The organism is Kitasatospora atroaurantiaca (assembly GCF_007828955.1).
In the GTDB taxonomy this organism is placed as follows: Bacteria; Actinomycetota; Actinomycetes; order Streptomycetales; family Streptomycetaceae; genus Kitasatospora; species Kitasatospora atroaurantiaca.
The window spans coordinates 598,969-624,394 of record NZ_VIVR01000001.1 but is presented as its reverse complement, the minus strand read 5'-3'; the positions used below and the strand labels follow the sequence as shown (position 1 = coordinate 624,394).

The following is a 25,426-nucleotide window of genomic DNA, read 5'->3' as shown; positions in this document are numbered from 1 at the left end:
CCCGTCGTCCTCCACGGCCGGTACACCCGGCTGGAACCCCTGACCCCGGCGCACGAGGGTGTACGGCGTGGCCACGGGAAGCCACTGCCAGAGGCCGTCGTCGGGGCTGCCGGCGAGGTGCAGGTCTGGTACGACCGGGAGTGCCAGCCCCAGTCACGACGCGACGATCGTCGGAGTAACCCAATGTGGCCTCGGCGCTGCGGCGCACGGGGCCGCACACCGGCGCGGCGCTGGTGCAGATGGTCGCCACGCCCCTGGCCACTGACACCGCGGACGCGGCGGTGGCACCGTGGGCGGACGCAGCGATGCACCTGCTGGTCACCCTCGAACTGCATCAGGAGGCACGGTCCGGCCGGGCCCGTACCCAAGATTCCCGCCCGCGGTGCTCCAGCTGGTGTCCGCAGGACGCTTCCGCCGATGCCCGGCACCACCACGACCAGGTGCTTCAACGGCACCGGCGACTCCTTCTTCCGCGGCCGACGTAAAGAACTGACGCACGGTCACGAAAGCTGCTTCTCAGAAGGTACTGCCGCCACGGCCGGGCCCGGACGGAAATCGGCGGACAGGCTCCCGCGCGCTGAGGATCGCGCAGTGTGGACCGTGCCGGGTGGTGGCGGGGAGTCAGGGGCGCGGAATCCCGGGCCGCATGGTGGACGCCCAGAGGGTGGCGCCGCAGCCACGGGGATCGCTCTGGCCGATGGGCGACCAGGTGCGGGGTTGGGACTGACGCTGAGACACTCGACGAGTGATCGGCGCCCGAGGCTGCGTACGCCTCCGCGACCTGACGGCGGCCCACCGGGCGAGGGATACGGAGTGGGTCCTTGACACCTCGTCCGGGCCCTTCACGTCGCGCTCGATCGCCGCTCCGTCGATCTTGTGCAGCCCGGCGAGGAACTCCTCGCGGGTCCGCTCCGCTGTCGGTTCGGGGAGCGGAAGCGGCCGAGGAGGAGTTCCTTGACGAAACTCGGCTTATGCCAGTTCTGTTCGCGGGCCTCCTTGGTGACGCGACGCGGCGTGCCTCGCGCTCGGAGAACCTTGGCTGTGGCGGTCATGGAGCAGCACCTCGCGGAGCTTTGCCCACCTGGGACTACTCGACCGTACGCTCCGGGGATCCCTGGTCACCAGAGGTATGGTCGCGGCGCCAGGATGAGCCCCCGAAGGGCCGCTCGGCCGGCTCGCCCTCGGTCCGGTGGGTGGGCCTCGGGCGGAGCAGCGCGTACAGAGCGCGCGGGTTGGCCAGCGCGGTCGGCCTGAGCAACTGGAGGATCTGCAGAAACGCCTTGTGCAGCTGTCGGCTTCCCGCTATGCGGGTCACCATCCGTTCCAGCAGCCAGTCGCAGAACGGGCTCAGCAACGAGGGCCGTTCCGTCCACCGCGAGTCCTGCGCTGTCGCGAGCAGCCACGGCACCGAGGTACGGCGAGCGAGCCGACGCTGGAGTGCGCGGGTCCTGCCCGGATCACGCAGCAGTCCGGCGGCCCCGGTCCGGAGGTCCTCCGCCTGCATGGCAGCAACCGTCATCCCCTGCCCGTAGACGGGGTTGAACATGCACAGTCCGTCGCCCACGACCACGAACCGCTCCGGCCAGCGCGGCATCCGGTGGTAGAGCCGACGGCGGTTGATGAGCTTCGCATAGGTGTAGATCGGCGTCCCGGGGCCGACCGCCTCGGCCAGCGCGGTGATCGTCGCCGAACCGAGCCGCCGGGCCTGTGCCCGGAACTCCGCCGGGTCGGTTGACGGCTGGTCCGCGCCGCGCCCGAACAGCAGCACCTGGACCTGGCTGCCCTGGATGGCCACGCCCACGCCGCCCCGGCCGTGAGCCATGTTCTGCCCGATCTCGTAGACCCCGCCCCCGGTGTCCGACAGCGCGTCGTGCCGGTCAAGCCACGCGGTGACATACGACTGCCCGGCATCGACCACGACTTCATCGGGCGCCGGATACCCCAGCGCACCAAGCCAGTCGGCGGCCCGTGAGGTTCGCCCGCTGGCATCGACCACCAGGTCGGCGTCGATCACCTCGGCCGACGCATCCGACTCCCCGTCGGCCAGGGCGGTCACTCCGGTGATCCGCCCCCCGTCCTGCGCCGCGCAGAGCCCGGTCACCGACATGGCGTCCTGCACCGTCACTCCGGGCAGGGCCTTGACCCTGTCCCGCATCCTCGTCTCCAGAAAGTTCCGACTGAACAGCTGCAACGGCAGCCCGAGCGTCTGAGGTGGGGTCACCTGCCCCTGGTTCGATACCAGGAGCTGTTCCCCCATGTCGACCACCGCCGCCCCGTCCGCCCTAAGCTCCTCCTGCATGCCGGGCAGCAGCCGCTCGACCGCCTGAGCCCCGCGCAGCAGCATCCCGTGCACGTGGCGCGCCTGCGGCACCCCCGGACGAAACCCCTCGTCCGCCCCCAGCCGGTCCCGCTCCAACACCAGGACCTCGTCGAACGCCCCGGCCAACGCGGCCGCCGCCAGTAGCCCGGCGATACTGCCCCCAACCACAACCGCTCGCGTCATGGCGCCCACTCCCAGTCATTCAGCCTTGGGCTGCAGCCTGCCCGTTGACCGGACGGCCCATCCCGTCGAGTGCGGCCGAGAAGCGAGACCGCGTCCCGCGCGCGAGTCGCGCCGCGGAGCGAATCCGTGGCGGGGCGCCCCGATGGGCTCCGATGCGCTCCGGGCGCACCTCCGCCGAGACACTGACGGGGGCGAGCACGGGCCTCGCCCTGCGGAGGTCCGCCGGGCATCGCCCCACGAAAGCCGGAGCCCGCCTTTCGGACGTCCCTGTACGATCTGTCAGGACAGGCTGCTAACCGGTTCATCGGTGTGGTTCAGCTGCTCCGGGGTACCTGTCTGCTCTGCCGGCTTCGTGGCCTCAGGTGTGCTGCGCGCTGGCGTTGACATGCCGTCGCATTCATGGAGGCTTCGTGTCCTCACATATGGTGCCACCGCGGAAGGGACTCTTCGGCGCGCTCTACGAACTGTCCGACCAGGGTGAGGTCGACTTCGAGGAACTGGTTGCCGATGTGGAGGAGCTGCCTCAACGGCGGCGGATCTGGGGGAGCGGCGCCATCGAGCGTGACAAGTGCCATGTCGTGGTGGAGGCCGAATGTTCGGCCTGCCGGAGGGCTTTCCTCCGCCGCGCCGCCGCGACAGCGCTGTCCGAGCCGCCGCGATGCGGTGGATGTGGCGGGCACGACGAGCACAGCCCGACCGGGGACGTTGTCGCCTTGAAAGCACAGGAGGCCGGTGCCTTGCTGAGCTCGGGCATGCTCCACACCCTCGACACGGCGCCGGACGGTTCACGCGCCGGCGCCTACGACCCCGCTGCTGCCGGTGTTCTCGCCGGCGAGAACACCGCGGACAAGGCGATGACCTTGCCTGAGCTGGGGCGGTTACCCAGGAGCTGTCCGCCAAGGCGAGGGCTGGTCCCTCGGGCGGAGGCGCTGCTCATGGTCGCCTCCGCCGCCGTACCGATGCCGAGAACACCGACCATGGCGGCGTTCGCCGAGATCGGCTACGGGTGGGCGTGGTGCCAGCTCGACAACACTGTCCTGTGCCAGAGGTGTGTGAGCGGGCAGTCGATGGCCAGCTGTTACGGGACGTTCCCGGACTATTACCATTTCGTCTCGGGCGCGATGGGCGTGATGGAGGACTGCGCCAGGCTGACCGCCGGATATGTCCAGCATTGCCTCGTGGAGCACGAGGACCTGGCGTCTCGCCTTGTCATGGACAACTGGATGATCACTCTTCAGGCCGTATATCTGGATGTGCTGCACGAGAAGGCCAAGAGCCCGCAATTCGGCGCTGACGAGTCGAGGGCGCTGAAGTACCGGCTGATCAATTCGGGGATCCGGCCTCTCGCCCTGGCCGCGCTGCTGGAGGGAACCCACACCGGCCCTGCGGATGACGCGCTGGTCGACGCCGTGTCACTGCTGGCCCTGTGCGCCCACGAAGCGCTCGACCGCCGCCATGACAACTGCGCCAACGAGGCGTACAACCTGTTCTCCATCGTCGCCGCGCACCAGGGCGTGGACAGTGCGGGCCCGCTGGGACGCTTCTGTGTGGACGTGCTGGCCTGGGCAATCGACCATGGGTCGATGTGGCCTCTGCTGTTGGCCGGCCGGCAACTGATCTGGCAGGTGTATCAGGGCCGATACCAGTCATCGCTCCTCCTCGACAACCTCGCTCGAGACGCCGACTGCGCCCCGGGCGACCTCTACTGCGATCCGGTGCTCAACTCGCTCAACCCGCTGCTGACCGACGGAGCCGAGCAGACCGCTACCGCTACCGCCACCGCGAGCGAGGTGTTCTCGGTACGGGCCAGGTGCCGCGACCGCGCCGGCTACGACCGGATGGTGGCCGACTGCCTGGAGCATTTCGCCGCCTGCGAGACATGTCGCGGGTTCGACGCTGCCACATGGCAAGCCCGGCCGGCCCACATCACGCCCGCTTACCTGGCGAAGCACGGCGGGGACTGCCGCTGCTTGAACACGATGGCGGTCTATACCAGCCTGGTCTTGTTCGAGCAGGCGTTGTGGGCGGCCGACGCGGCCGGGACCTACACCGGGCCCACAGCGGACTGGGACCCGTTGCTGTGCTGAGGGGACCCCGCAGTGCGATCGCCGCCCACCCAGCGCGGCACGGGAGGTAGGCCGGGTGCTCCTCCGGGACGAGGCGTCGCGGATCGGCATGGCCTGACCGGACGTGGGTTGGCTTCCGGTCGTCCGCCGTGGCGGGACAGTAGGTAGAGGGAGATTCCGGCCGCACCAATCGACCACCCGGCAGGTCCGTCCGGACTTCCGCTGTGGCCACGGCCGCAGAGCGGACTGGATCGCCAAGTGGCCGTCGATACACCTCCAGCGGACGTGACCGCGCCGCTTACGGCGACACGCGTCGCTGGCCCAGGCGAATGTCCCATCGGCTTACGGATGCAACCGCGGAACCAAGAGTTCCTTCCCTTGTCGGCAAGGCCCGAACGCCGTCGAACGCGTCGCCATCCCACGGGAGGTCGTCACCCCACGCGACTGCTGGGCCGAGCTCGCCAGCTCATCACTCTCCGCCTCGATTAGTGGGGTACGTGCGGGTTCCCGCCAGTTCCTCAAGGCCGACATCACGGGCGCGGGACGCGGCCGGCCTGGCGCCGACGACTCTGGACGGGCTGATCAAGCCGGTGATCGAGGTCTGCGAGTTCTACGGCACGGTGCCGTGGCAGCTCTCGTCCCGGGAGGTCGACCGGTACTTCGCCGGTGTGGGCAAGCGGGCGCCGTCGACCCCGCCCGCCACCTCGCCGTGCGCGACCTGACGGGCATCCCGCGGCCGGTCCCCTCCGACCTCCTGGCCGGCCTGCTCGACCACGCCGCGACCCCGTCCGCGCGGCTCACCGTCGCCCTGGCCGCCGTCCACGCCGTCCCCGTCAACGAGATCCGCGACGCGCTCACCGCCGAGCTGAACCTCGCCCGCGGAACCCTCGAACTGCGCCGCGGCCTGCTGCGGCACACCCTCTACCTGGAGGAGATCACCCACCGCCTCGCCGCCGACTGGCTCACCTACCGCCACCACCGCTGGCCCGCCTCCCTCAACCCCCACCTGCTGGTCAGCCAGAAGACCGCACTCGACCCGGACCACCCGCCCGTCAACAGGAACTCCCTGCGCATCGGCCTGCCCGAAGGACTGACCCTGGAGGGCATGCGCCAGGACCGCATCCTCGACGAAGCCTTCGCCACCGGTGACCCGCTCAAGCTCATGCGGCTCTTCGGGATCACAGACGCGACCGCCATGCGCTATGTCGGCGCGGCCTACCCGGAACGCACCGCGAAGCTGCCGAGGTAGCTGGCCGATCCGGATGGCAGGGTGTCAGAGCGACGCGGCCTGCGCCGGGGCGTCGCCGGGCACCAGGCGCGGGACCAGGCGGACGAAGGTGACCATGCCGAGGACCTCGACCAGGGTCCGGGTGACCACGACGACCGCGGCGACGGCCAGGTCGCCGGGCGGGGCCAGGGCGAGCGGCAGGACGACGAGGGAGTTGCGGGTCGCGCCGGTGAACACGATCGCCCGGCCGGCGCCGGAATCGAGGCGGATCAGCCGGGCCACGGCCTTCCCCGCGAACGCCATCACGACCAGGAAGATCACGTAGTACGGGCCGACCTCGACGACGTCGGCGAGCTCCCAGCCCATGAACAGGTAGAGGAAGCCCGGCAGCAGCAGCATCTGGGCGACCAGGAGGACGGGGGTGGCAGCGAGGAGGCGGCGGTTGGAGCCGCTGGCCAGGCCGGAGAAGACGATGACGTAGTCCACGCACGGGCACAGCAGCACCAGCAGGACGCCGAGGCGCACCGCCTGGTCGGCGGGCAGGAAGGTGAACATCGCGGCGACGACCAGCGGCACCACGACGAAGTTCACCACCACCGCGGCGGACAGGAACCGGCCGTCGCGAAGGGACCGGAGCAGTTCGGCGGCCGGGACCTGGAGGAAGGTGACGAACAGCAGCGCGCCGAGTATCGGGTTGATCGCGTACTCCGGTCAACCGACACAATCCGCTGACCGGCGACTACACAAGGTCCGGAATGTGATCCTTCCCCCTCGGCTCAAGATCCCTTCCCAAACTGCTGGTCAGCACGCCTCACGTGTTGCTGATGGGGTCAGCTCTCAGTGGGCGGGAAGGCGGACGACGAGCCGGGCGCCCGGGGCGTTGTCCTCGATGTGGACGCTGCCGTGGTGGCCGGTGACGATGTCGTGGACGATGGCCAGCCCGAGTCCGCTGCCGCCGGCGTTCCTCGCACGTGCGGTGTCGAGGCGCGTGAAGCGCTCGAAAACACGTTGCCGGTCGGCTTCCGGGATACCGGGCCCATCGTCGGCGACCACCAGTTCGGCGACGCCGTCGTGGACCGCGAGGCGCACCTCGACGCGGCCGGTCGCGTGCCGGGCCGCGTTGTCCAGCAGGTTGCGCACGGTACGGGCGAGCGCCTCGGCGTCGCCGCTCACCCGCGCCGCGCCGACCGCGCTCTCGTCGATGACGAGAGGCGTCTGCTGCCTGGCGTGGCGGACCTCGGTGAAGACGATCTCGTCCAGGTCCACCGGGCGGCGCCGCAGGCGGGGGCGGGCGTCGAGGCGGGCCAGCCACACGAGGTCGTCGACCAGCCGGGAGAGCCGTTCGGCCTCCTCCGCCAGGTCGGGGGCGAGGGTGCGCCATTGCGCCGAGCCGGGGTGCCGGGCGGCTACCTCGAGCTGCGTGCGCAGGCTACTCAGGGGGCTGCGCAGCTCGTGGGCGGCGTCCGCGACGAATTGGCGCTGCTGCCGTGTGGCGGCGTCCAGCCGGGCGAGCAGGTCGTTGAGGGTTGTGGCGAGCCGGCCGAGATCGTCGTTGGCGGGCGGGACGTCGAGGCGGCGGCCGAGGTCGGAGGCGGTGATCTCCGCCGCTTGGGCCCGCAGGGCGTCGACTGGTCTCAGCGCGCGTCCGGTGAGTAGCCATGTGACGCCGGTGAGCAGGCCGACGACCACGGGCACGGCGACGGCGAGGCCGGTGGTGAGCTGGGCGAGGTTGTGGTCCACCGTGGCGGTGGGCACGGCGACGTACACGGTGAGCGGATCGGGCGTTGTCCCTGCGGGGACGGCTACGGCTCGCCAGGCGCCGTTCTCGCCCAGGGGCAGGCCGTGGACCGTGCGGGGCTGCGGGTCGCCGGAGGTGGCAGCGGAGAAGGTGAACAGGCGTGGCTCGCCCTCCAGGTTGGTCGAGCTGGCCCGGACTGCCCCGGCGCTGTCGATCACCTGTACTGCGGTGTCGCCCTCCTCGGAGGCCGGAAGGGAGGAGGTGACGCCTCCTGTCTCGAGGGCCGCTGCGACGACCTGGGCACGCTGGAGGGCGGTCTGGTCGAGGTGGTGGATGAGGCTGGCGTGGAGCCAGGCGACGAGCAGCACGGCGGCTCCCGCCAGGGCGGCCGCGATCACCACGCCGGCGGCGGCGCTCAGGCGCAGGCGCAGCGACCGCCGAGCCCACCATGCCGTGATCCGAGTACCCATCGGCTCACCCCCCGGTGCTCAGCAGCCGGTAGCCGACGCCGCGGACGGTCTCGATCGTCCGCCGGTTGAACGGGGCGTCGATCTTGCGCCGCAGGTAGCCGACGTAGACCTCGACGATGTTGCTGTCGCCGTCGAAGTTCTCGTCCCACACGTGGGTGAGGATGTCGGTCTTGCTGACCACCTCATCGGGGTGGCGCAGCAGGAACTCCAGGAGCGCGAACTCCCGCGGGGTCAGGGTGATCTCCCGTTCGGCGCGACGGCACTGATGCCGGGCCGGGTCCAGGGTGAGGTCTGCAGCCGCCAGTACCGCCGGGCGGGCCGGTGCCACGCGCCGCAGCAGGGCGCGCAGGTGGGCCAGCAGGACGACGTAGGAGAAGGGCTTGCTGAGGTAGTCGTCGGCTCCGAGGTCGAGTGCGTCGGCCTCGTCGTACTCGCCGTCCTTGGCGGTCAGCATGAGTACGGGGGTCCATACCTGTGCTGCCCGCAGGCGCTTGAGCACCTCGTACCCGGAGAGCCCGGGCAGCATGATGTCCAGGATGATGACGTCGTGCGGCTCGTGCGTGGCACTCCACAGCCCGTCGACGCCGTCGTGAGCCACGTCGACCGCGAAGCCCTCCTCGGCGAGCCCTCGCGCTATCGCCGCCGCGAGCCCCTGTTCGTCCTCGATCACCAGTACCCGCATGGCCTGCCTCATTCACACCGTACCCCGCACGGTGGGAGCGGCCCGGTGAGCGTCGGTGCGGCTCTCAGCATCCTCTCAGCATCCTCTCAGCGGCCGGAGCGGAGGCTGGGTCTGTCCGCAGAGGACATCCATCCCCATCAGGGAGGGAGACGCAGATGACCATCACCCGACGCAGGCTCGCACTCATCGCCGGCTCCGTACTGCTGGCCGGTGGGGCGGGTGGCGGTATCGCGATGGCGTCGTCGTCCACGCCGGCGCCGCATACCGTGCCAGCCTCCGTGACCACCGAAGACCGTGGTGCGGACCCGGACAACATTCAGCAGGGCGACCAGAGGGCCCCGGACCTCGGGAAGTCCGGCGCGACCGGGGAGCAGGAGCGGTCCGGCGAGGCACCGGAGAACGGCGTCTCCGACGGGCCCGGCGGCCACGCCGACTCGTCCAGCGCCGTCGACCACCGGTTCACCGGAGCGGAGTGATCGAACGCGCCCCAGGGCTTGCCCGGCCGTTGCGGCGCGAGCATGGCCTGCGGCCCGCAGTTGTCGTCCCCACCCGCGCCCGCCGCGCAGCCCGGCCTGCCGGCAGCGCGGGTGCGGGGCGCGGTCATGCACCGCGCAGTGCCTGTGTCCGAACCCCGGTGAGACGCGACGACCTTCTGGCATCCGGAAGTGCCGGGGTGGGGTGCCGGGGCGCATGTCGGTGCCGATCTCGCCCGGTGTGGCGGAAGGTGAGCAGTGCTCGTCGGCGTCCGGGGGTTGGAGCAGGTCGAGGCGGAGATCGTCCGGCTGGAGAGCGTGGCCGAGGCCGGGCCGCAGGTCCGCGGAGCGCTGGCCGGCTACCGGTGGGCGGCTGGCCGCAGGCACGTCGGACCGGTCAGCGGCGCGACACTGACGTCGGAGGTGGTCCCCAGCGACGCTCAGCTGCGCGGGGAGGAGCGGGCCGCCCGCGCCACCTCGAACAATCCGCTCCGCGACCAGGAGGAGCGCGACTTCGCCCGTGGGGTGGTGCGCGCGCTGGCGTGGGTGCTCGGGGAGAGCGCAGAGCATCCCTGACCTGGTTCTGGTCTCTGCTCTGTCGCCGCGTTGTCAGTCCTGGTCGGCGAGGTCCAGCCGGTAACCGTGGCCGCGCAGGGTCGTGATCGCCGGCAGTCGCGGGGGGACCGGGGAGGAGGCAGCCGCCTCGTGCAGGCGGCGGCGCAGGGAGGCCATGGTGACGTCCAGGGTCTTGGTCGGTCCGAACCAGTTCTCGTCCCAGACCTGCGCCATCAGGGTCTCGCGGGAGACTGCGGTGCCCGCGTGTTGGGCCAGGGCGGTGAGGAGTTCGAATTCCTTGGGGCGCAGGGCGATCTCGTTCCCGGCGATCAGGCAGCGTCGTGCGGCGGGGTCCACGGTCAGGTCGCCGAGGCGGATCGGGGTCTCGTCGGGCGGCGTGCCGGTGGGGCGGCGACGGAGGTGGGCACGCAGCCGGGCGAGCAGCACGGTCAGGCTGAAGGGTTTGACCAGGTAGTCGTCGGCTCCGGCGTCCAGGCCGGCGATGACGTCGATCTCGTCGCTGCGGGCGGTGAGGATGACGATGAGCAGGTCGGGGAATCGGGAGCGCAATTGGCGGGCGATGTCGATGCCGTCGGTGTCGGGCAGGCCGAGGTCCAGGAGTACGACGTCCTGGGGGTTGTTGCCGATCTGGGCCAGCCCGCTCGCTCCGGTGCGGCACCATGTGCAGCTGTAGCCGCTGCCGCGCAGTCCGGTCTCGAGGTGGCGGCCGATGGTGTCGTCGTCCTCGATGACGAGGACGCGGGTGCGGTCCTGGGGTGCGGGCGCGGGCATGCCTGGAAGGGTAGCGGGCGGTATGCCGGAGCGCGGCGCCTGCAGCTGCGCCGGGTGGGACGGCGTCCGACACGGGTTGGAGCGCCGCTCGGGCAACACGGTTATCGCGCGCGAAATGATCTGATGTGCCGTCACGTTTCACGGCGTCAGAGTTCACGGAGTTCTTCGACGGCGGGTCGGGTGGATCGGCGGGCGCTGTTCAGGGCCGCGGCGGCGATGGCGGCGACGGCGGCGAGGATGGTGACGCCGAGGTAGGGCCAGGGGATCGCGATGGTCGCGGGCGGTGGGTCGAAGACGCCGGTCAGGACCTTGACCAGCATCTGCGACAGGGCCCATCCGATGAGTGCGCCGCCGGTCAGGCCGCCCAGGGTCATGACGGCCGCCTCGCTGAGGACCAGTCCCCGCAGCTGCCTGCGGGTGGCGCCGAGGACGGTGGTGATGGCGAAGGTGCGGCGGCGTTCGGCCAGGCCCAGGGCCAGGACGATGCCGCCTGCGGCGGCGGCGAGCAGGACCGCGAAGGCGAGTTCGATCCGGGTGAGTCCGGCCAGGTCGACCGAGGTGAGGCTGGAGCCGACGGCGGAGCGGGTCTGGGTGATGTCGGTGACGGTGACGCTGGTGCCGAGCTGTTGACGCAGCTGGCTGGCCACGGCCTTCTGGTGCGTGCCGCCGGTGTCGAGGAGGAACGCGCCGACTGCGTTGTTGCCCGTCGTCTGGGCGACGTAGTCGGCGTTGGTGACGAAGAAGCTGTCCTTGGGGGCGGTGGGGAACTCCTTGACGACGCCCGCGTAGTGGAAGGCGACGGTGTGCAGGTCCTTGGTCCGGCTGTCCTGCAGTCGCAGGTTGACGGTGTCGCCCGGGGCCAGCTGGAAGTCCTTGACGGTCTCCTCGCTGACAAGCAGGGAGTCCGGGCGGGAGGCGAGCTGGGCCATCAGGCTCTTGGCGGTGCCGCCGGCGAAGTAGGCGTCCTGCAGGGAGGTGGCGGAGGCGATGGTGGCGGGCCGCACTCCGTAGAGGTCCTGCAGGTCCGCGCCGATGTAGGCGAAGCGGTGCTGGATCGGCTCGACATGCCGCACCCCGGCCACGGCCAGCCGGCTCCCGGCGTCGGGCCCGACGCCCGCGCCCGGCGGCTGGGTCACGGTGACGTCCGCGCCGTTGGTCAGCCTTGCGTCGACCTGGGCCTGCTGCTTGTAGGTGGCGTTGAACGTCGCGGTGGAGGCGGCGAAGGAGACGGCCAGGGCCAGCAGGACCGCCGACCGCGCAAGCGGCCGGCGCCGGCGGGACATGCTCGCGGCGGTCGTGCCGGCGAGCGCGCCGGCCAGCGGCCGGGCGAGACGGGCCAGCGGACGGCGGCCGTGGGCCAGGGCGAGGGTCGCCAGCCGCCACAGCAGCAGGGCTGAGCCGAGCCACAGCAGGGCCGGACCGAGGAAGGCCCAGTACGACACCGAGATGCTCGCCACTCCCTCCGGTGCAAGGACCAGGGCGTACTGGTTCCCACTGGACGCCTTGAAGATGAGCAGTGAGACGGCCAGCAGGATGAAGTCCAGCCCGAACCGCATCCACCAGGGCGAGCGGGCACGGCCGATGACCTGGCGGGCCTCGGCGACGGTGCTCACCCGCAGGTCGCGCAGCGCGGGTACCAGGACGGCCGCCGCGGCGATGGACAGTCCCAGCACGAGGGCGACCACGGACCAGCCCGCCGCCGAGGCGGCGGTGGCACCGAACGACGCTGTGCCGAAAGCGGACTGACCGGCCAGAGCGGCGACACCGAGGCCGAGCACGCCGCCGCCCGCACCGACCAGGGCCGCCTCCAGCCCGGCAAGGCCCGCCACCTGACGGGACCGCAGCCCCCGGGTGCGCAGCAGCGCCTGCTCGCGGCGCCGCCGGTCCGCGCCGGCGCCGGCGAAGGCCGCCGTCAGCAGGGCGGCCAGGACCGCTCCGGGGGCACCCAGGAACAGGAACAGGATCTGCGCGTACAGGGCGTCCTTGCGGGCGCCGTCCAGGGATGCGGCGAGGTTGTCGCCCACGACCGCGCCGCCGGAGGTCTTCGCCTCCAGGTTGTGCGCGGCGCGCACGGCGGAGGTGTACGCGGCGGCCGGGTCGGCGGGCAGCCGCGCGTCGCGGGCGACGTGGATCTGCGTGGTGACCGCGGCCGGGTCGACGGCCCGCACGGGAGCCGTCAGCGTGTTGAAGAGGGCGGAGGGCAGCAGCACCACGTTGTCCGGCGGGGCGGAGGGCTGGGACTGCGGCGGAGCGCCGATCTTCTGGAACAGGGAGTCGGCCTGCGGCAGGTCGACCACGCCGGAGACCTGGACCGTGGCCGGTCCCGTGCCGGGCAGCTTGATGGTGATGCTGTCACCCGGGGCGGTGTGCAGGTTCGCCGCGGTCTGCTGGGCCAACAGGATGCCGGACGAGGCACCGGTCAGCTGCCGGATCTCCTGCGGGAAAGCGGCCGGATAGCCGTCCGGCAGGCCGAGGACGACGGCTGCCCCGGTGCTCTGCGTACTCCCGCCCGCAATCGCCTGCAATCCGGTGCTGCGTGCGAATCCGACGCTCTCGGCGACCCGCACTCCGGCAGTCGACCGGACGGCTGCCAGGACCGTGTCGGGGTCGGCCTGTGGCTGCACCTCGACCTGCCAGTCCACCGCCACCGAGCGCACCGCGCGGGCGGTCATCGTCGACTTCGACGCGGTCAGGAACGAGCCCAGGGCCGCCACCACCGCGACGGCCAGGGCAATGCCGATCACCGTCCCCAGCAGCCGCCCGCCGCGTCGGCGGACCAGCCCGCCGACCCACATGATGATCGTCATGTCTCCTCCTGGCCCGCCGCCGGCGGGTGCTGATCGGTCGTCGGAGCGGCGAGCAGTCGCCCTTCGTGCATGGTCCACCGCTCATCCAGCCGCTGCGCGATGGCGGGGTCGTGGGTCGTCAGCACGAGCGCGGCCCCGACCTCGCTCACGGTCGCCAGCAGGACGTCCACGATGTGCTGGCCCGTTGCCCGGTCCAGCTGTCCGGTGGGCTCATCCGCCAGGACCAGGCGCGGGCCGAGGGCCAGCACGCGCGCGATGGCGACCCGCTGGGCCTGGCCGCCGGACAGCTCCTCGGGCAGCTTGTCCGCCAGGTCGGCGGCATCCACCAGACCCAGGGCCTCGAGCGCCCGCCGATGGGCCTGTGCTTCCGGCACACCGGCCAGTACCAGCGGCAGCCCCGCGTTCTCAGTCACGTCCAGTGCCGGGATCAGACTCGGGCCCTGGAAGACGACACCGACCTGCCCGGCCAGGGCGTCGCGGCCTGCGCCGCCGAGGCCGGGCCAGGCCACCCGGCCACTGGTGGGCTCCTCCAGGCCGGCCATCAGGTGCAGCAGCGTGGACTTGCCGGATCCCGAGGGGCCGGTGATCGCGATCCTGTCCCCTGCGTGTACCCGGCAGCTGGCGCCGTGCACAGCGACGACGGCGGCCGCTCCCTGCCCGAAGGTGCGTGCGGCGTCCTGGCAGTGGACGAGAACCTCCAGGGACGTCATGTCCGGATCCTCCCGTCGCGCAGGGGGATGACCTGGTCGGCGATCCGGACGGCCTCGGGACTGTGGGTGACGATCAGCACGCCGTGTCCGGCGCTCGCGCGCTCGCGCAGCAGGTTCAGAACGCGCTGCTCCGTCTGCCCGTCCAGTTCACCCGTCGGCTCGTCGGCGAGCAGCACGTCGGGGTCGTTGGCCAGGGCGACGGCCAGGCCGGCGCGGGCCAGTTCGCCGCCGGCCAGTTCCTGCGGCAGGGCCCGGGCGCGGTGCGCGAGGCCGACCTGCTCCAGCAGCTCGGCGATGTCCTGGGTGCTCTTTCCGGGGGCGGCGATCCGGGCCAGCCGGATGTTGTCCCGGACGCTCAGGTGGGCGATGAGGTTGCCGGACTGCAGCAGGACGCCGATACGGCGGGCCCGCACCCGGGCCCGCTCGGCCTCCGGCCGGTGACTGATCCGCTCGCCACCGACACGGACGACGCCGCCGTCGGGTTCGTCCAACCCGGCCAGGCACGCCACCAGCGTGGACTTGCCCGAGCCGGACGGCCCGACGACAGCGACAGTCTCCCCGGGCCGCACCCGCACACTGACCCCGCGCAGCGCGAGGGTCTCCTCCTCGCCCGCGCGGAAGAACCGGTACAGGTCGCGCGCGTCGAGCGCATCGACCCCGCCCGCCCGGCCCTGTGGCGCGGCACCGGGTGCGGTCATCACTTCCACCCGAACGAGTCGGTGACGATGCGCCACGGGTCCTTGTTGTCCGCAGCGACGGGACCGGACAGCGTCAGGTCCACCTCACGGCCGTTGTGGTAAAAGGCGTAACGCTCGAAGGCATCGCGCACCACCTTGCCCGTCACCGGGTCCGGGGCCGAGTCGCCCTGATAGGTCATCAGCACTGCTTGCCCGGCCGGCCGGGAGACCGTCGTGACTGCGCCCATGGCGAACTTGGGCACCTGCTTCTGGAGCGCGGGCACCACCTGGGAGGTGACCGACTGGGGCGTTGGCGCGGCCGGGACGGACGCCGATGCGATCTCGATCCGGTTCAGCTTGTCCGTGAAAACGATGGCCGTGCCCGCGGTCAGACGGGCCCAGCCCTCCGGGACCTTGAGCGCGAATCCGCCGTCCGGAGGCTGGTAGACGACAAACGCCTGGGTGTCGGGGATGTCACCGGCGGGGTTCGACTCCGTGGGCCCCGGCGTCGGCGTCTGAGGTGTCGGTGACTGGGGCGCCGTCGGTGGCGTGGGCGTCTGAGGAGCGGAGCTGCCCGGGGGATTTCCGCTGGCGCCGGTCGGGGGCGTCTTGCCGGCGCCGCCGCACCCCGCCACCAACGCCGCGCTCAGCGCCACGGCGGCAGCGGGAAGAAGAAGAGTGCGTCGCATGATCGCGTGCCCTTCACGTGGAGGTGACCGCCATATCCACGACGCTAGGCAGCAGGTGGTTAACGCCCGCACCGCTGCCGGTTAGAGGACGGCAAAACCACCAGGCGGCGCGCGGCGGTCACCGGCGTATCCGGCCCTGACGCAGTCATCATGGGCGCATGAGACAGCGTGTGGCCCGTGTGGCGGTGGTGGCCGTCCTGGTAGCCCTGATCCTGCTCGCCGTACCCCTCGCCCTGGTGATCAAAGCGGCCTACTTCGCCGACGAACGCGGCGAACTGGAGCGCGACGCCCTGGAGGCCGCCGTACGTGTCGGCCCGGAGTTCGCCGCAGGCGACCCGGTGGAGCTGCCTCCCGCCCAGAGCGACAGAGGCGTGGGCCTGTACGACGGGCAGATGCGCCTGCGCGCCGGCACCGGACCGGACGCGGCAGACGCCACCACCCGCCGCGCGGCCGGCGGGAAGGTGGTGCACGGGCACAGCGCAGACGAGCTCGTCGTCGCCGTTCCCGTCTCCACCGCGGAGCGCGTCATCGGGGTGGTCCGCGCCTCGGCCGGCAGTCAGGGCGTGTGGAACCGCGTCCTCCTGGCCTGGCTCGCCCTCCTGGGCGCAGCCCTGGTCGCATTCGGCGCCGCCCTGCTCGTCGCACGCCGCCAGGCACGCGCCCTTACCGCCCCCCTGGAAGCCCTGTCCCGGACCTCTCAAGCCGTCGCCGACGGCGACCTGACCGCCCGCGCCGCCACCTGCGGAATCGCCGAGATCGACCAGGTGGCCGGCAGCCACAACGCGATGGTCCAGCGCCTGGCCCGCCTGCTGCAGCACGAAAGGGACTACGCCGCCAACGCCTCCCACCAACTGCGCACCCCCCTGACCGGCCTGCAACTCGGACTCGAAACGGCCCTCACCACCCCCGAAGCCGACCTGCGCGCGGCAGCAGCGGAAGCCCTCGAGCAGTCCCGACACCTCCAGCACACGATCGACGAGGTCCTCCGGCTGGCCAAGGCCGAGGCAGCACCGGCCACCCACACCGCCTCCCAACCGGCTGGTGAACTCCTGGAGCGAGCCGAACGCCGCTGGCACGACCCCTTCGCCCAGGACGGCCGCCGCATCCGGTTCACCCTCGAACCCGGAACCGCAATCCTCCCGCTCCCGAGCCGCGCCGCCGAGCAGATCCTCGACATCCTCCTGGACAACGCCCGAAAACACGGCCGAGGCTCCGTCGAGGTGGCCCTGCGCGAAGTCGGAGACGCACTCGCCCTCGACATCGCCGACGAAGGAACTCTCACCCTCGACCCGAAGACCGTCTTCGACCGAGGCACCACGACCGGGCCCGGCACCGGCATCGGCCTGGCACTCGCCAGGGACCTCGCCGAAACCGCAGGCGGCAGACTCACCCTGGCCAAGACCGCACCGACGATATTCACCCTGCTACTCCCGCACCCGGGATAGGGCGAGCACCAGCACAAACGGCATGCCGAGGTCGGCCGGCACGGGACCGGTTCGGCAGGACGCCGTCCGGCGCCGGCGGCGGAGCACCAGGACGCCGAGTCCGGCGGCCACGGCGAGGGCGGGCATCCACATCGCGCCGATCGCGGAGGTGATGCCGATGCCGCCGAGGACGGCCAGGACCGGGCCCGCGCAGCACACCGCGCAGGCGGCTACCGCGGCCGTGCCGGCGCCGAGCGCGCCCCAGGGCCGGGACGGGCGGGGAGAGGTAGTGGTCATGGGGTCGCTCCGAAGAGGTCGGCCAGCATCCCGGCGGCGGACTTGGGTGCCCGCACCTCCAGCTGCAGGGCGGTCGGCACGCCGGACCGCTCGGCCAGCTGCGAGATTCGGTAGGTCGTCACACCGCCGACGGTAGACTTTCGACCCGACTCGAAGGTCAAGCCGGAACCCGCACCGTGGTCGACACCTGCAGCCTCACCTTCGTACAGGTTCACCCAGAGACTCCTCCAGGATTCCGCGAACCCGCGCGCTTCGTCGCGGACTGATGCGTAGCGACGGAGGCGCGCGTTACTACTGGAACGAGCTTGACCATCGTGTCCGTCAGGGCGGCCTCTGCTGGCCACACCGACGGATACGATGACAGTCTGTCCGACGGGCTGAGGGGTTCCATCAAAGGTTCGGCCTGGTCCACGTGGACTTCACCTCCCAGCGCCGCACCCCGAAGGCGTCCTACACCTGGTATCGCGACCTGATCGCGGTCCACAAGGCGCGGCACGCACGGTAGGTGGGCCTGCGGCTGACTGGCGTGACATGAGAATGGACGGAGAGCCCGGCCGCACGAAGCGGCGCCAACGGCGTGCTCGCAGATCTCTTGTGCAGGCTCGAGCCGAACATCACGATCGAAGGCGCACGACCGTACTGCAGTCGGGGTCTTCCAATCAGGTGTTTGGCTCGGTGGCCGGGAGGACGGCCCCGGCTTGGTCGGCCAGTTGGCCCTGGGACGAGCCAGGGCGGCCCGGTTCGTCCGATGGCCGAGGTGGTGGCGTGTTCGGCCTGCTGGGCCAGGGAGGGTGTAGACCGCTGGAGCTGGCCCCGGAGGGGCTGCATCGTCTGCGGATCGCGCGGGAGATGGTCGCCGAGGTGCTTGCGGAGATGACACCGGAGATGCCCGTGGTGACGGTCGAGGCCCGACAGCCGCCTGCGGGTGAGCGGGTGGCGGCGGCGTATGCGGGGCCGAGCGGCAGGTCATCGACGTGCTGACCGTGTCGAACCGGCAGCCGGGGATGGGGCCGGACGCACGCTTCTCAAGGTCCGCGAGGTGAGGAGGGCGGGGGCAGAGTCTCTGTTCAAGGTTGCTACCAACCGGTACGTTCGCGGTGGGGAACCCCTATTGCTCGGCGGACGCGCCAGGAGGCACGATGACGATTCCGTTCCAGGTCCGGGTCCAGGCGGCGGCTGTTAAGGCCGCCTACGCGATGCCCGGTCCGCTGCGGAGGCTGATCGCGGGCGCGCCGGTGCGGCGGGACGGCCAGGAGCTGGCGCTGGACGCACAGTTGCTGCTGCGTTTGCAGCAGCTCTCGGGCACGCACCTGGTCAGCCCCGGCGGGGTCGCGCACTCGCGGGCGGCGCTGGATCTGGGGCGGCATCTGGTGAGCGGCGCGCCGATCGAGCCGGTGGCGACACGGGAGATCCGCATCCCCGTCGAGTACGGCGAGATGTCGGCCACCCTGTACACGCCGGCCGGGCTCGCCGAGCCGTCCGGGCTGCTGGTCTTCTTCCACGGCGGCGGCTGGGTGCTCGGTACCCGGACGAGCCACGACAACACCGCGCGGTTCCTCGCCCAGCGGGCGGGCGTGCGAGTGCTGTCGGTCGAGTACCGGCTCGCCCCCGAGCACATCTTCCCCGCGGCCGTGGACGACGCGCTGGCCGCCTTCGACTTCGCCCACACCAAGGCCGCCGACCTTGGCAGCGATCCGTCGCGGATCGCGGTCGGCGGCGACAGCGCGGGCGGCAACCTGGCCGCCGTGACCGCCCAGCTGGCCGCCCGGCGCGGTGGGCCCGCGCCGGTGTTCCAGCTGCTGTTCTACCCGACCACCGACGCGTCGAGGCGCCGGCGCTCGCGTGAGCTGTTCGCCGACGGGTTCTTCCTCACCAGCGCGCACATGGATTGGTTCGCCGACCACTATGCGCCCGAGGGCGTGGACCGCACCGATCCCCGGCTCTCGCCGCTGCTCGCCGCCGACCTCGCCGGCCTGCCGCCCGCGTACATCGCGACGGCCGGCTTCGACCCGCTGCGCGACGAGGGCGAGGCGTACGCCCGGCGGCTGGCGGACTCGGGGGTGGTGGTCGCGCTCAGCCGCCAGCCGGACCTCATCCACGGGTACATCAACTTCCTGGGTATCGGCCGCCGTTTCCGCGAGGCAACGGCGGAGGCGGCCGGTGCGCTGCGGTTGGCGCTGGCAGCGGGCTGAGGTTCAGGGTGTGCCCGGGGTGCCGGTGGGGGCAGGCGGCGCCGGGCAGTTGACCGCGCACGGGCATCCGCCGAGCGCGCCGGCCGCGAGCGGGGCCGGAGCACCAGTGTCTACACATCCTTGGCTGCGGAGGACTGCGCCAGCAGCCGCAGTCAGCCGACCAAGAGGCAGCCGAATCGGTGGACCGGACGGAACGTCACGATCCCAAGCGTGGGCCGATGCGGGGTACGAGCACTCTCGATGTGATCACACCGTGGCCCTGTACGCCCCTGGATGATCGACCGAGGTCAACCTCTTGACCTCTGTGGCCCCAGCCACTAATTTGCGGTAGAAGCCGACCCCTAACTGCCGAAAGGAGGCGACCAGCGGATGTACACCAGCTCTGATCTCGGTCGCCTCGCCCGCCGCACGGTCTGGGTTCCGGGTCGGATCGCGCACGGCTGCTGAGCACGCCGTTTCTGATGTGCCCGTGCGTGGCACATTCCGGGCTTCCCGTCGCAACCTCCCGGAACGTCGCTGTGGCGTGCCGCGTTGCGCCCGCTCCTCTCACGTGACGTCCCGCCATGTCGCTGTGGCGTGCCATTCTGCGCCCGCTCCTCTCACGTGGCGAGTCTGAATACAGAAAGCTGCCTGAAATTGGCGAAGATGATGAATCGACCGATCGTCCACCGGAACGAAGGCTTGTCATGGTAGCGGCGCGGATCACGGTCAACGGGAAAGAAGCACCGATTTCACCGGCTGCGCCCCACACCACAGTGCTGGATTTTCTGCGCGAGCGTGGCCTCACCGGCACCAAGGAGGGCTGCGCCGAGGGTGAATGCGGCGCCTGTTCGGTCCTGGTGGCCCGTCCCGGGGTGAACAAGCCCACCGACTGGGTGGCGGTCAACGCCTGCCTGGTCCCGGTCGCGGCGCTCGACGGTCAGGAGATCATCACCTCCGAAGGTCTGGCCACCGCCGGTGAACCCGGCATGCCGCCGACCCTGCACCCGGTGCAGGAGGAGATGGCGGTCCGCGGCGGCTCCCAATGCGGTTACTGCACACCGGGATTCGTCTGCAGCATGGCTGCCGAGTACTACCGACCCGACCGCTGCGCGCACGCGGACTCGGCCGACAGCACCGACCACGAGCAGGGTCCGAACGGTTTCGATCTGCACGCGCTGAGCGGAAACCTGTGCCGCTGCACCGGCTATCGCCCGATTCGCGATGCCGCGTTCGCGGTCGGTATGCCCACCGACGAGGACCCGCTGGCACAGCGTCGCGAGCAGTCCCCGCCGGCACCGGTTGCCACCGAATACGTCCAGAACGACAGCGTGTTCCTGCGGAAGAGCACCCTGGCCGAAACGCTGCAGCTGCTGCGCGAGCGGCCCGACGCGGTGGTGGTCGCCGGCTCCACTGATTGGGGTGTGGAGGTGAATATCCGTTCCCGCCGGGCGGATTGCGTGGTCGCCATCGATCGGCTGTCCGAACTGCGGGAACTGCGAGTCGAATCCGACCACATCGAGATCGGGGCGGCGCTGACGCTCACCGAGATCGAGCGCCGCCTCGACGGCGGCATCCCGCTGCTGGCAGAGCTGTTCCCGCAGTTCGCATCCCGGCTCATCCGCAACACTGCGACTCTCGGCGGCAACCTGGGTACCGGCTCGCCCATCGGTGACAGCCCGCCGGTGCTGCTCGCGCTGGAGGCATCGGTGGTGCTCGCCGACGCCGACGGTCAGCGCGAGGTCCCGCTGGCGGACTACTTCACCGGTTACCGGCAGAGCGTGCGCCGTCCCGGCGAGCTGATCCGCGCGGTGCGCATCCCGCTGCCGCTGTCGCCGATCACGGCCTTCCACAAGATCGCCAAGCGGCGCTTCGACGACATCTCCAGCGTGGCAGTCGCTTTCGTGCTCGACATCGAGGACGGGATCGTCCGCAAGGCACGCATCGGCCTGGGCGGCGTGGCTGCCACCCCGATCCGCGCGCTCACCACCGAAGCGGCTCTGGAGGGCAGGCCGTGGGTGGCGGAGACTGTCGAGGCCGCAGCCCCTGTGCTGCAGGCCGAGGGCACGCCGATGAACGATCACCGCGCCAGCGCCGACTACCGATCCGCGATGCTCGGCCAGAGCCTGCTGAAGCTGCACGCGCAAACCACCGAGGCGGTGTCGTCATGAGTCATCTGTCCGAGCGCCCCGAAAAGCCTGTCGTCGGTGTCTCGATGCCGCACGAGAGTGCCGTTCTGCACGTCACCGGTACCGCGCTCTACACCGACGACCTGAACCATCGCACCAAGGACGTGCTGCACGCCTATCCGGTCCAGGTCATGAAGGCCCACGGCAGGATCACCGCGCTGCGCACCGAGCCCGCGCTCGCCGTGCCCGGTGTCGTCCGTGTGCTGACCGGTGCCGACGTGCCCGGCGTCAACGATGCCGGGATGAAGCATGACGAACCGCTGTTCCCCGACGAGGTCATGTTCCACGGCCACGCGGTCGCCTGGGTGCTCGGCGAGACCCTGGAAGCGGCCCGGCTCGGTGCGGCGGCCGTCGAGGTGGAACTCGACGAACAGCCCTCCCTGATCACGCTTCAGGAAGCGATCGCGGCGGGCAGTTTTCACGGCGCCCGGCCGATGATGCTGACCGGCGACGTCGACGCGGGCTTCGCCGACTCCGCGCACGTGTTCACCGGAGAGTTCCAGTTCTCCGATCAGGAGCACTTCTACCTCGAGACGCATGCGGCGCTGGCCTACATCGACGAGGCCGAGCAGGTGTTCGTCCAGAGCAGCACCCAGCATCCTTCGGAGACCCAGGAAATCGTCGCGCACGTGCTCGGTCTGCACAGCCACGAGGTGACCGTGCAGTGTCTGCGGATGGGCGGCGGCTTCGGCGGCAAGGAGATGCAGCCGCATGGGTTCGCGGCCGTCGCCGCGCTCGGCGCCAGGCTGACCGGTCGTCCGGTTCGGGTGCGGCTCAACCGGACTCAGGATCTGACCATGTCCGGCAAGCGGCACGGGTTCCACGCCACGTGGAAGATCGGCTTCGACGCCGAGGGCCGCATTCAGGCCCTGGACGCCACGTTGACCGCGGACGGCGGCTGGAGCCTGGACCTCTCCGAGCCGGTGGTGGCCCGTGCGCTGTGCCACATCGACAACACCTACTGGATTCCCAACGCGCGTATCGCCGGTCGCATCGCCAGGACCAACAAGGTCTCCAACACCGCCTTCCGCGGCTTCGGCGGACCGCAGGGCATGCTGGTGATCGAGGACATCATGGGTCGGTGCGCGCCGCTGCTCGGTCTGGATCCGATGGAGTTGCGGGAGCGCAACTTCTACCGGCAGGGCCAGTCAACACCGTACGGACAGCCGGTCGTTCACCCCGAACGGATCTCCGCCGTCTGGCAGCAGGTTCAGGACAACGCCGGCATCGCCGATCGCAGGCGCGAGATCGCCGCCTTCAACGCCGCGCACCCGAACACCAAGCGGGCACTTGCGGTCACCGGCCTCAAGTTCGGAATCTCGTTCAACCTCACCGCCTTCAACCAGGGCGGCGCGCTGGTGCTGATCTACAAGGACGGCTCGGTCCTGATCAACCACGGCGGCACCGAGATGGGCCAGGGCCTGCACACCAAGATGCTGCAGGTTGCCGCGACCACGCTGGGTATCCCACTGCACAAGGTGCGGCTGGCCCCGACGCGAACCGACAAGGTGCCCAACACCTCTGCCACCGCCGCCAGTGCCGGGGCGGATCTCAACGGCGCGGCGGTGAAGAACGCCTGCGAGCAGCTGCGCGAGCGGCTGCTGCAGGTGGCCGCCACCCTGCTGGGTTCGAACGCCTCGGATGTGCGCATCGTCGAGGGCGTCGCGCGCACTCTCGGCAGCGACAAGGAGCTGGCCTGGGACGACCTGGTGCGCACCGCGTACTTCCAGCGGGTTCAGTTGTCGGCGGCCGGTTTCTACCGGACCGAGGGTCTGCACTGGGACGCGAAGACGTTCAGGGGCTCGCCGTTCAAGTACTTCGCGCATGGCGCCGCCGCAGCCGAGGTGGAGGTGGACGGCTTCACCGGTGCCTACCGCATCCGGCGCGTGGACATCGTGCACGATGTCGGCGACAGCCTGTCCCCGATGATCGACATCGGTCAGGTCGAGGGTGGTTTCGTGCAGGGAGCGGGCTGGCTGACGCTCGAGGACCTGCGCTGGGACGCCAGTGACGGGCCGAACCGCGGCCGGCTGCTGACGCAGGCCGCGAGCACCTACAAGCTGCCGAGCTTTTCGGAGATGCCCGAGGAGTTCAACGTCACGCTTCTGGAGAACGCAACCGAAGAGGGCGCGGTATACGGGTCCAAGGCGGTGGGTGAGCCTCCGCTGATGCTGGCGTTCTCGGTGCGAGAAGCGTTGCGGCAGGCCGCCGCCGCCTTCGGGTCGAGCGGGGTCAGCGTCGAGTTGGCCTCGCCCGCGACGCCGGAGGCGGTGTACTGGGCGATCCAGGCGGCTCGCCAGGGCGATGTCTCCCGGAACGGTCACGCCCGCAACGGGTTTGCCACCAACGGCCACGCTGGAAACGGGCACGTCGCCAACGGCAGGATCCAAACCGATGCAAAAGCGCTGAGCGGTGCCTGACATGACGTGGGTCGCCGCGGTGGCACGGTTGCGAGCACGCCGGGAGTCCGGCGTGCTGGTGACCGTCGCGACCGTGCGCGGCCATGCGCCGCGCGACGCCGGTGCGAAACTCGTTGTGGGGCAGACCGAGACGTGGGGCTCGATCGGTGGCGGCAATGTCGAGGCCGTCGCGATCGACCGGGCGCGGGAGATGATCGCCGCGTCCAAGCCTGAGCCGGAGCTGATTGATTTCGCCCTGAACGACAAGGTGGTCAACCAGCATGGCGTGCAGTGCTGCGGCGGCATGGTCTCGGTGCTGCTCGAACCGCTGCCGGCGGTACGAGCGGTGGCAATCTTCGGCGTCGGGCACGTCGGGCTGGAACTGGCGCGCATCCTGGCACGTCAGGACCTCGACCTCCATCTGATCGACACCCGCTCCGACATCCTCACCGAGGAGCGGCTCGACGTGCTGGCAGACGCGGTGGCGCAGGTGACCGTGCATCACACGCCGCTGCTGCCCGAGGAGGTGCTGGCGGAGTTGCCGCGCGGCACCCACATCCTGATCATGACCCATGATCACGCCGAGGACGCCGCTCTGTGCGACGCCGCCTTGCGCACAACCCATCTCGGCTCCATCGGGCTGATCGGGTCGGCGGCCAAGTGGGTGCGGTTCCGCAAACGCCTCGCCACCGAGGGCGGTCACGACGAGGCCACCATCGATCGGATCAAGACCCCGATCGGGCTGGCCGACATCACCGGCAAGGATCCCGCGACAATTGCCGTGAGCGTCGCTGCCGATTTGCTGCGCACCTTCGAAACCGAAGGATGCTGACTCTCCAACCGGATCGACAGGGGTGCCCCGCGCTCGTGCGAACGCACAGGTGCGGGGCGCCCTTTCGACACGACCATGCCCGTCACTTCAACAGGCATCGGCCCCGGTGCGGCAGGCCCTGGACTCCTGGGCTGCGACAGACCGACCTGCCGGCAACAGACCCGCCGTGAGGGAGCCGAACCACCTCCGGCCTGGTCCGCGGTCACCTGAAGAAGACCGCTCTCGCTGGCGCAAGCTCCCGCCCGGCCGGATCGCCCTTATCGTCCTCGCTGTCCTCGCCACGACCAGCGGCTCTCCGATATGGCTCCAAGCGATCAACGACATGCGTAGATCGTGCCAAAAGGGGACATAGGTGGCGCGTTTTGCGTGTCTCTGGTGGCCCGGGGTTGTGATTCGAGCGCGCATCTGCCTAGGGTCACCGGCATCCGCCCAGAAGCGGAATCAACTTCTCCGGAACGCCGAGTCCTGCCGCCGGAGAGGTCTGGACGCAACAGAACGCACCACGGTAGGAGCGGGGGACCCAGGTAAGTCGCCGCAAGCGCGCCCAGCGCCTTCGCGGCTAGGGGTGAAGCCGTGCCTCCGCGCGGCCGGGCAACTCCAGCCCGAACCCGACAGCTCACCTCGTAGGCGTGGGAGAGGAATACTCCTTCATGCTGTCCGGAACCGGTCGTCATCGCCGTCCCCGTCAGACCTCTGCCAAACGCCTTGTCGCCGCGGCCACCGT

Annotated in this window: 20 protein-coding genes, 3 pseudogenes and 1 riboswitch; of the genes and pseudogenes, 12 read left to right on the top strand and 11 right to left on the bottom strand. The window is 70.7% G+C overall.

Annotated features, from left to right (window positions below; all coding sequences use genetic code 11):
- Window positions 1-1,087: 1,087 nt before the first annotated feature.
- Window positions 1,088-2,503 (bottom strand): FAD-dependent monooxygenase, encoded by a 1,416-nt coding sequence (locus FB465_RS02855; protein ID WP_145787303.1) that lies wholly within the window; start codon window positions 2,501-2,503, stop codon window positions 1,088-1,090.
- A gap of 410 nt (window positions 2,504-2,913) precedes the next feature.
- On the opposite strand from FB465_RS02855, the gene FB465_RS02850 reads away from it, so the two are divergent.
- The 3 genes and pseudogenes from FB465_RS02850 (at window position 2,914) to FB465_RS02840 (ending at window position 5,818) form a co-directional block, all read left to right on the top strand.
- Window positions 2,914-4,590, top strand: coding sequence for a hypothetical protein (locus FB465_RS02850; protein ID WP_145787301.1), 1,677 nt, complete (start codon window positions 2,914-2,916; stop codon window positions 4,588-4,590).
- A gap of 515 nt (window positions 4,591-5,105) precedes the next feature.
- Window positions 5,106-5,261 (top strand): annotated as a pseudogene (locus FB465_RS02845) (site-specific integrase); the annotation flags it as partial.
- A 17-nt stretch (window positions 5,262-5,278) separates the two neighbouring features.
- On the top strand, window positions 5,279-5,818 hold the full coding sequence (locus tag FB465_RS02840) for a hypothetical protein (RefSeq protein ID WP_211786042.1): 540 nt from the start codon (window positions 5,279-5,281) through the stop codon (window positions 5,816-5,818).
- A 24-nt stretch (window positions 5,819-5,842) separates the two neighbouring features.
- Here FB465_RS02840 and FB465_RS02835 read toward each other — a convergent pair.
- From FB465_RS02835 to FB465_RS02825, 3 genes and pseudogenes are all read right to left on the bottom strand, one after another.
- Window positions 5,843-6,505: pseudogene (locus tag FB465_RS02835) on the bottom strand (arsenic resistance protein); the annotation flags it as partial.
- Between the two features lie 129 nt (window positions 6,506-6,634).
- Entirely contained in the window at window positions 6,635-8,005 is a 1,371-nt protein-coding gene (locus tag FB465_RS02830) for a sensor histidine kinase (protein WP_211785710.1), read from the bottom strand.
- Between the two features lie 4 nt (window positions 8,006-8,009).
- Window positions 8,010-8,687, bottom strand: a complete 678-nt coding sequence (locus FB465_RS02825; RefSeq protein ID WP_145787295.1) for a response regulator transcription factor — start codon at window positions 8,685-8,687, stop codon at window positions 8,010-8,012.
- A gap of 155 nt (window positions 8,688-8,842) precedes the next feature.
- Here FB465_RS02825 and FB465_RS02820 point away from each other — a divergent pair, with 155 nt between their 5' ends.
- The gene (locus FB465_RS02820) at window positions 8,843-9,163 is read left to right on the top strand and encodes a hypothetical protein (protein WP_145787294.1); all 321 of its coding nucleotides are present in this window, start codon (window positions 8,843-8,845) and stop codon (window positions 9,161-9,163) included.
- Window positions 9,164-9,418: 255 nt separating this feature from the next.
- Window positions 9,419-9,736: a hypothetical protein gene (locus FB465_RS02815; RefSeq protein ID WP_145787292.1), complete on the top strand. Its 318-nt coding sequence runs from the start codon at window positions 9,419-9,421 to the stop codon at window positions 9,734-9,736.
- A 33-nt stretch (window positions 9,737-9,769) separates the two neighbouring features.
- Here FB465_RS02815 and FB465_RS02810 read toward each other — a convergent pair whose 3' ends face one another.
- The 5 genes from FB465_RS02810 to FB465_RS02790 form a co-directional block, all read right to left on the bottom strand.
- Window positions 9,770-10,507, bottom strand: coding sequence for a response regulator transcription factor (locus tag FB465_RS02810; protein WP_145787290.1), 738 nt, complete (start codon window positions 10,505-10,507; stop codon window positions 9,770-9,772).
- Between the two features lie 146 nt (window positions 10,508-10,653).
- Entirely contained in the window at window positions 10,654-13,314 is a 2,661-nt protein-coding gene (locus FB465_RS02805) for an ABC transporter permease (protein WP_145787288.1), read from the bottom strand.
- Window positions 13,311-14,024 (bottom strand): ABC transporter ATP-binding protein, encoded by a 714-nt coding sequence (locus FB465_RS02800; RefSeq protein ID WP_145787286.1) that lies wholly within the window; start codon window positions 14,022-14,024, stop codon window positions 13,311-13,313. The genes FB465_RS02805 and FB465_RS02800 overlap by 4 nt, the downstream gene beginning before the upstream one ends.
- Window positions 14,021-14,722, bottom strand: coding sequence for an ABC transporter ATP-binding protein (locus tag FB465_RS02795; protein ID WP_145787285.1), 702 nt, complete (start codon window positions 14,720-14,722; stop codon window positions 14,021-14,023). Before FB465_RS02795 ends, FB465_RS02800 begins: the two co-directional genes overlap by 4 nt.
- Window positions 14,722-15,357 (bottom strand): hypothetical protein, encoded by a 636-nt coding sequence (locus FB465_RS02790; RefSeq protein ID WP_246192468.1) that lies wholly within the window; start codon window positions 15,355-15,357, stop codon window positions 14,722-14,724. Before FB465_RS02790 ends, FB465_RS02795 begins: the two co-directional genes overlap by 1 nt.
- A gap of 191 nt (window positions 15,358-15,548) precedes the next feature.
- On the opposite strand from FB465_RS02790, the gene FB465_RS02785 reads away from it, so the two are divergent.
- Window positions 15,549-16,835 carry a sensor histidine kinase gene (locus FB465_RS02785; protein WP_211785709.1) on the top strand — a complete coding sequence of 429 codons (1,287 nt, stop codon included), beginning with the start codon at window positions 15,549-15,551 and terminating at the stop codon, window positions 16,833-16,835.
- On the opposite strand, the gene FB465_RS02780 is transcribed toward FB465_RS02785, so the two are convergent.
- Both FB465_RS02780 and FB465_RS37405 read right to left on the bottom strand, forming a co-directional pair.
- Window positions 16,815-17,111: a hypothetical protein gene (locus tag FB465_RS02780; protein WP_246192467.1), complete on the bottom strand. Its 297-nt coding sequence runs from the start codon at window positions 17,109-17,111 to the stop codon at window positions 16,815-16,817. The genes FB465_RS02785 and FB465_RS02780 overlap by 21 nt on opposite strands.
- The gene (locus FB465_RS37405; RefSeq protein ID WP_281292322.1) at window positions 17,108-17,233 is read right to left on the bottom strand and encodes a hypothetical protein; all 126 of its coding nucleotides are present in this window, start codon (window positions 17,231-17,233) and stop codon (window positions 17,108-17,110) included. Before FB465_RS37405 ends, FB465_RS02780 begins: the two co-directional genes overlap by 4 nt.
- 254 nt (window positions 17,234-17,487) lie before the next feature.
- Between FB465_RS37405 and FB465_RS02770 the strand changes: the two are divergent.
- The 6 genes and pseudogenes from FB465_RS02770 to xdhC form a co-directional block, all read left to right on the top strand.
- Window positions 17,488-17,616: pseudogene (locus tag FB465_RS02770) on the top strand (family 1 glycosylhydrolase); the annotation flags it as partial.
- 260 nt (window positions 17,617-17,876) lie between these two features.
- The gene (locus FB465_RS02765; RefSeq protein ID WP_145787278.1) at window positions 17,877-18,092 is read left to right on the top strand and encodes a hypothetical protein; all 216 of its coding nucleotides are present in this window, start codon (window positions 17,877-17,879) and stop codon (window positions 18,090-18,092) included.
- Between the two features lie 158 nt (window positions 18,093-18,250).
- Window positions 18,251-19,303 carry an alpha/beta hydrolase gene (locus FB465_RS02760; protein WP_145787276.1) on the top strand — a complete coding sequence of 351 codons (1,053 nt, stop codon included), beginning with the start codon at window positions 18,251-18,253 and terminating at the stop codon, window positions 19,301-19,303.
- A 686-nt stretch (window positions 19,304-19,989) separates the two neighbouring features.
- Entirely contained in the window at window positions 19,990-21,453 is a 1,464-nt protein-coding gene (locus FB465_RS02755) for a xanthine dehydrogenase small subunit (protein ID WP_145797095.1), read from the top strand.
- Window positions 21,450-23,891 carry a xanthine dehydrogenase molybdopterin binding subunit gene (gene xdhB / locus FB465_RS02750; protein WP_145787274.1) on the top strand — a complete coding sequence of 814 codons (2,442 nt, stop codon included), beginning with the start codon at window positions 21,450-21,452 and terminating at the stop codon, window positions 23,889-23,891. The genes FB465_RS02755 and xdhB overlap by 4 nt, the downstream gene beginning before the upstream one ends.
- Window position 23,892: 1 nt before the next feature.
- Complete coding sequence (gene xdhC / locus FB465_RS02745; protein ID WP_145787272.1) at window positions 23,893-24,702, top strand: xanthine dehydrogenase accessory protein XdhC; 810 nt, start codon at window positions 23,893-23,895, stop codon at window positions 24,700-24,702.
- A gap of 486 nt (window positions 24,703-25,188) precedes the next feature.
- A riboswitch (cyclic di-AMP (ydaO/yuaA leader) is annotated at window positions 25,189-25,347 on the top strand.
- Window positions 25,348-25,426 lie beyond the last annotated feature (79 nt).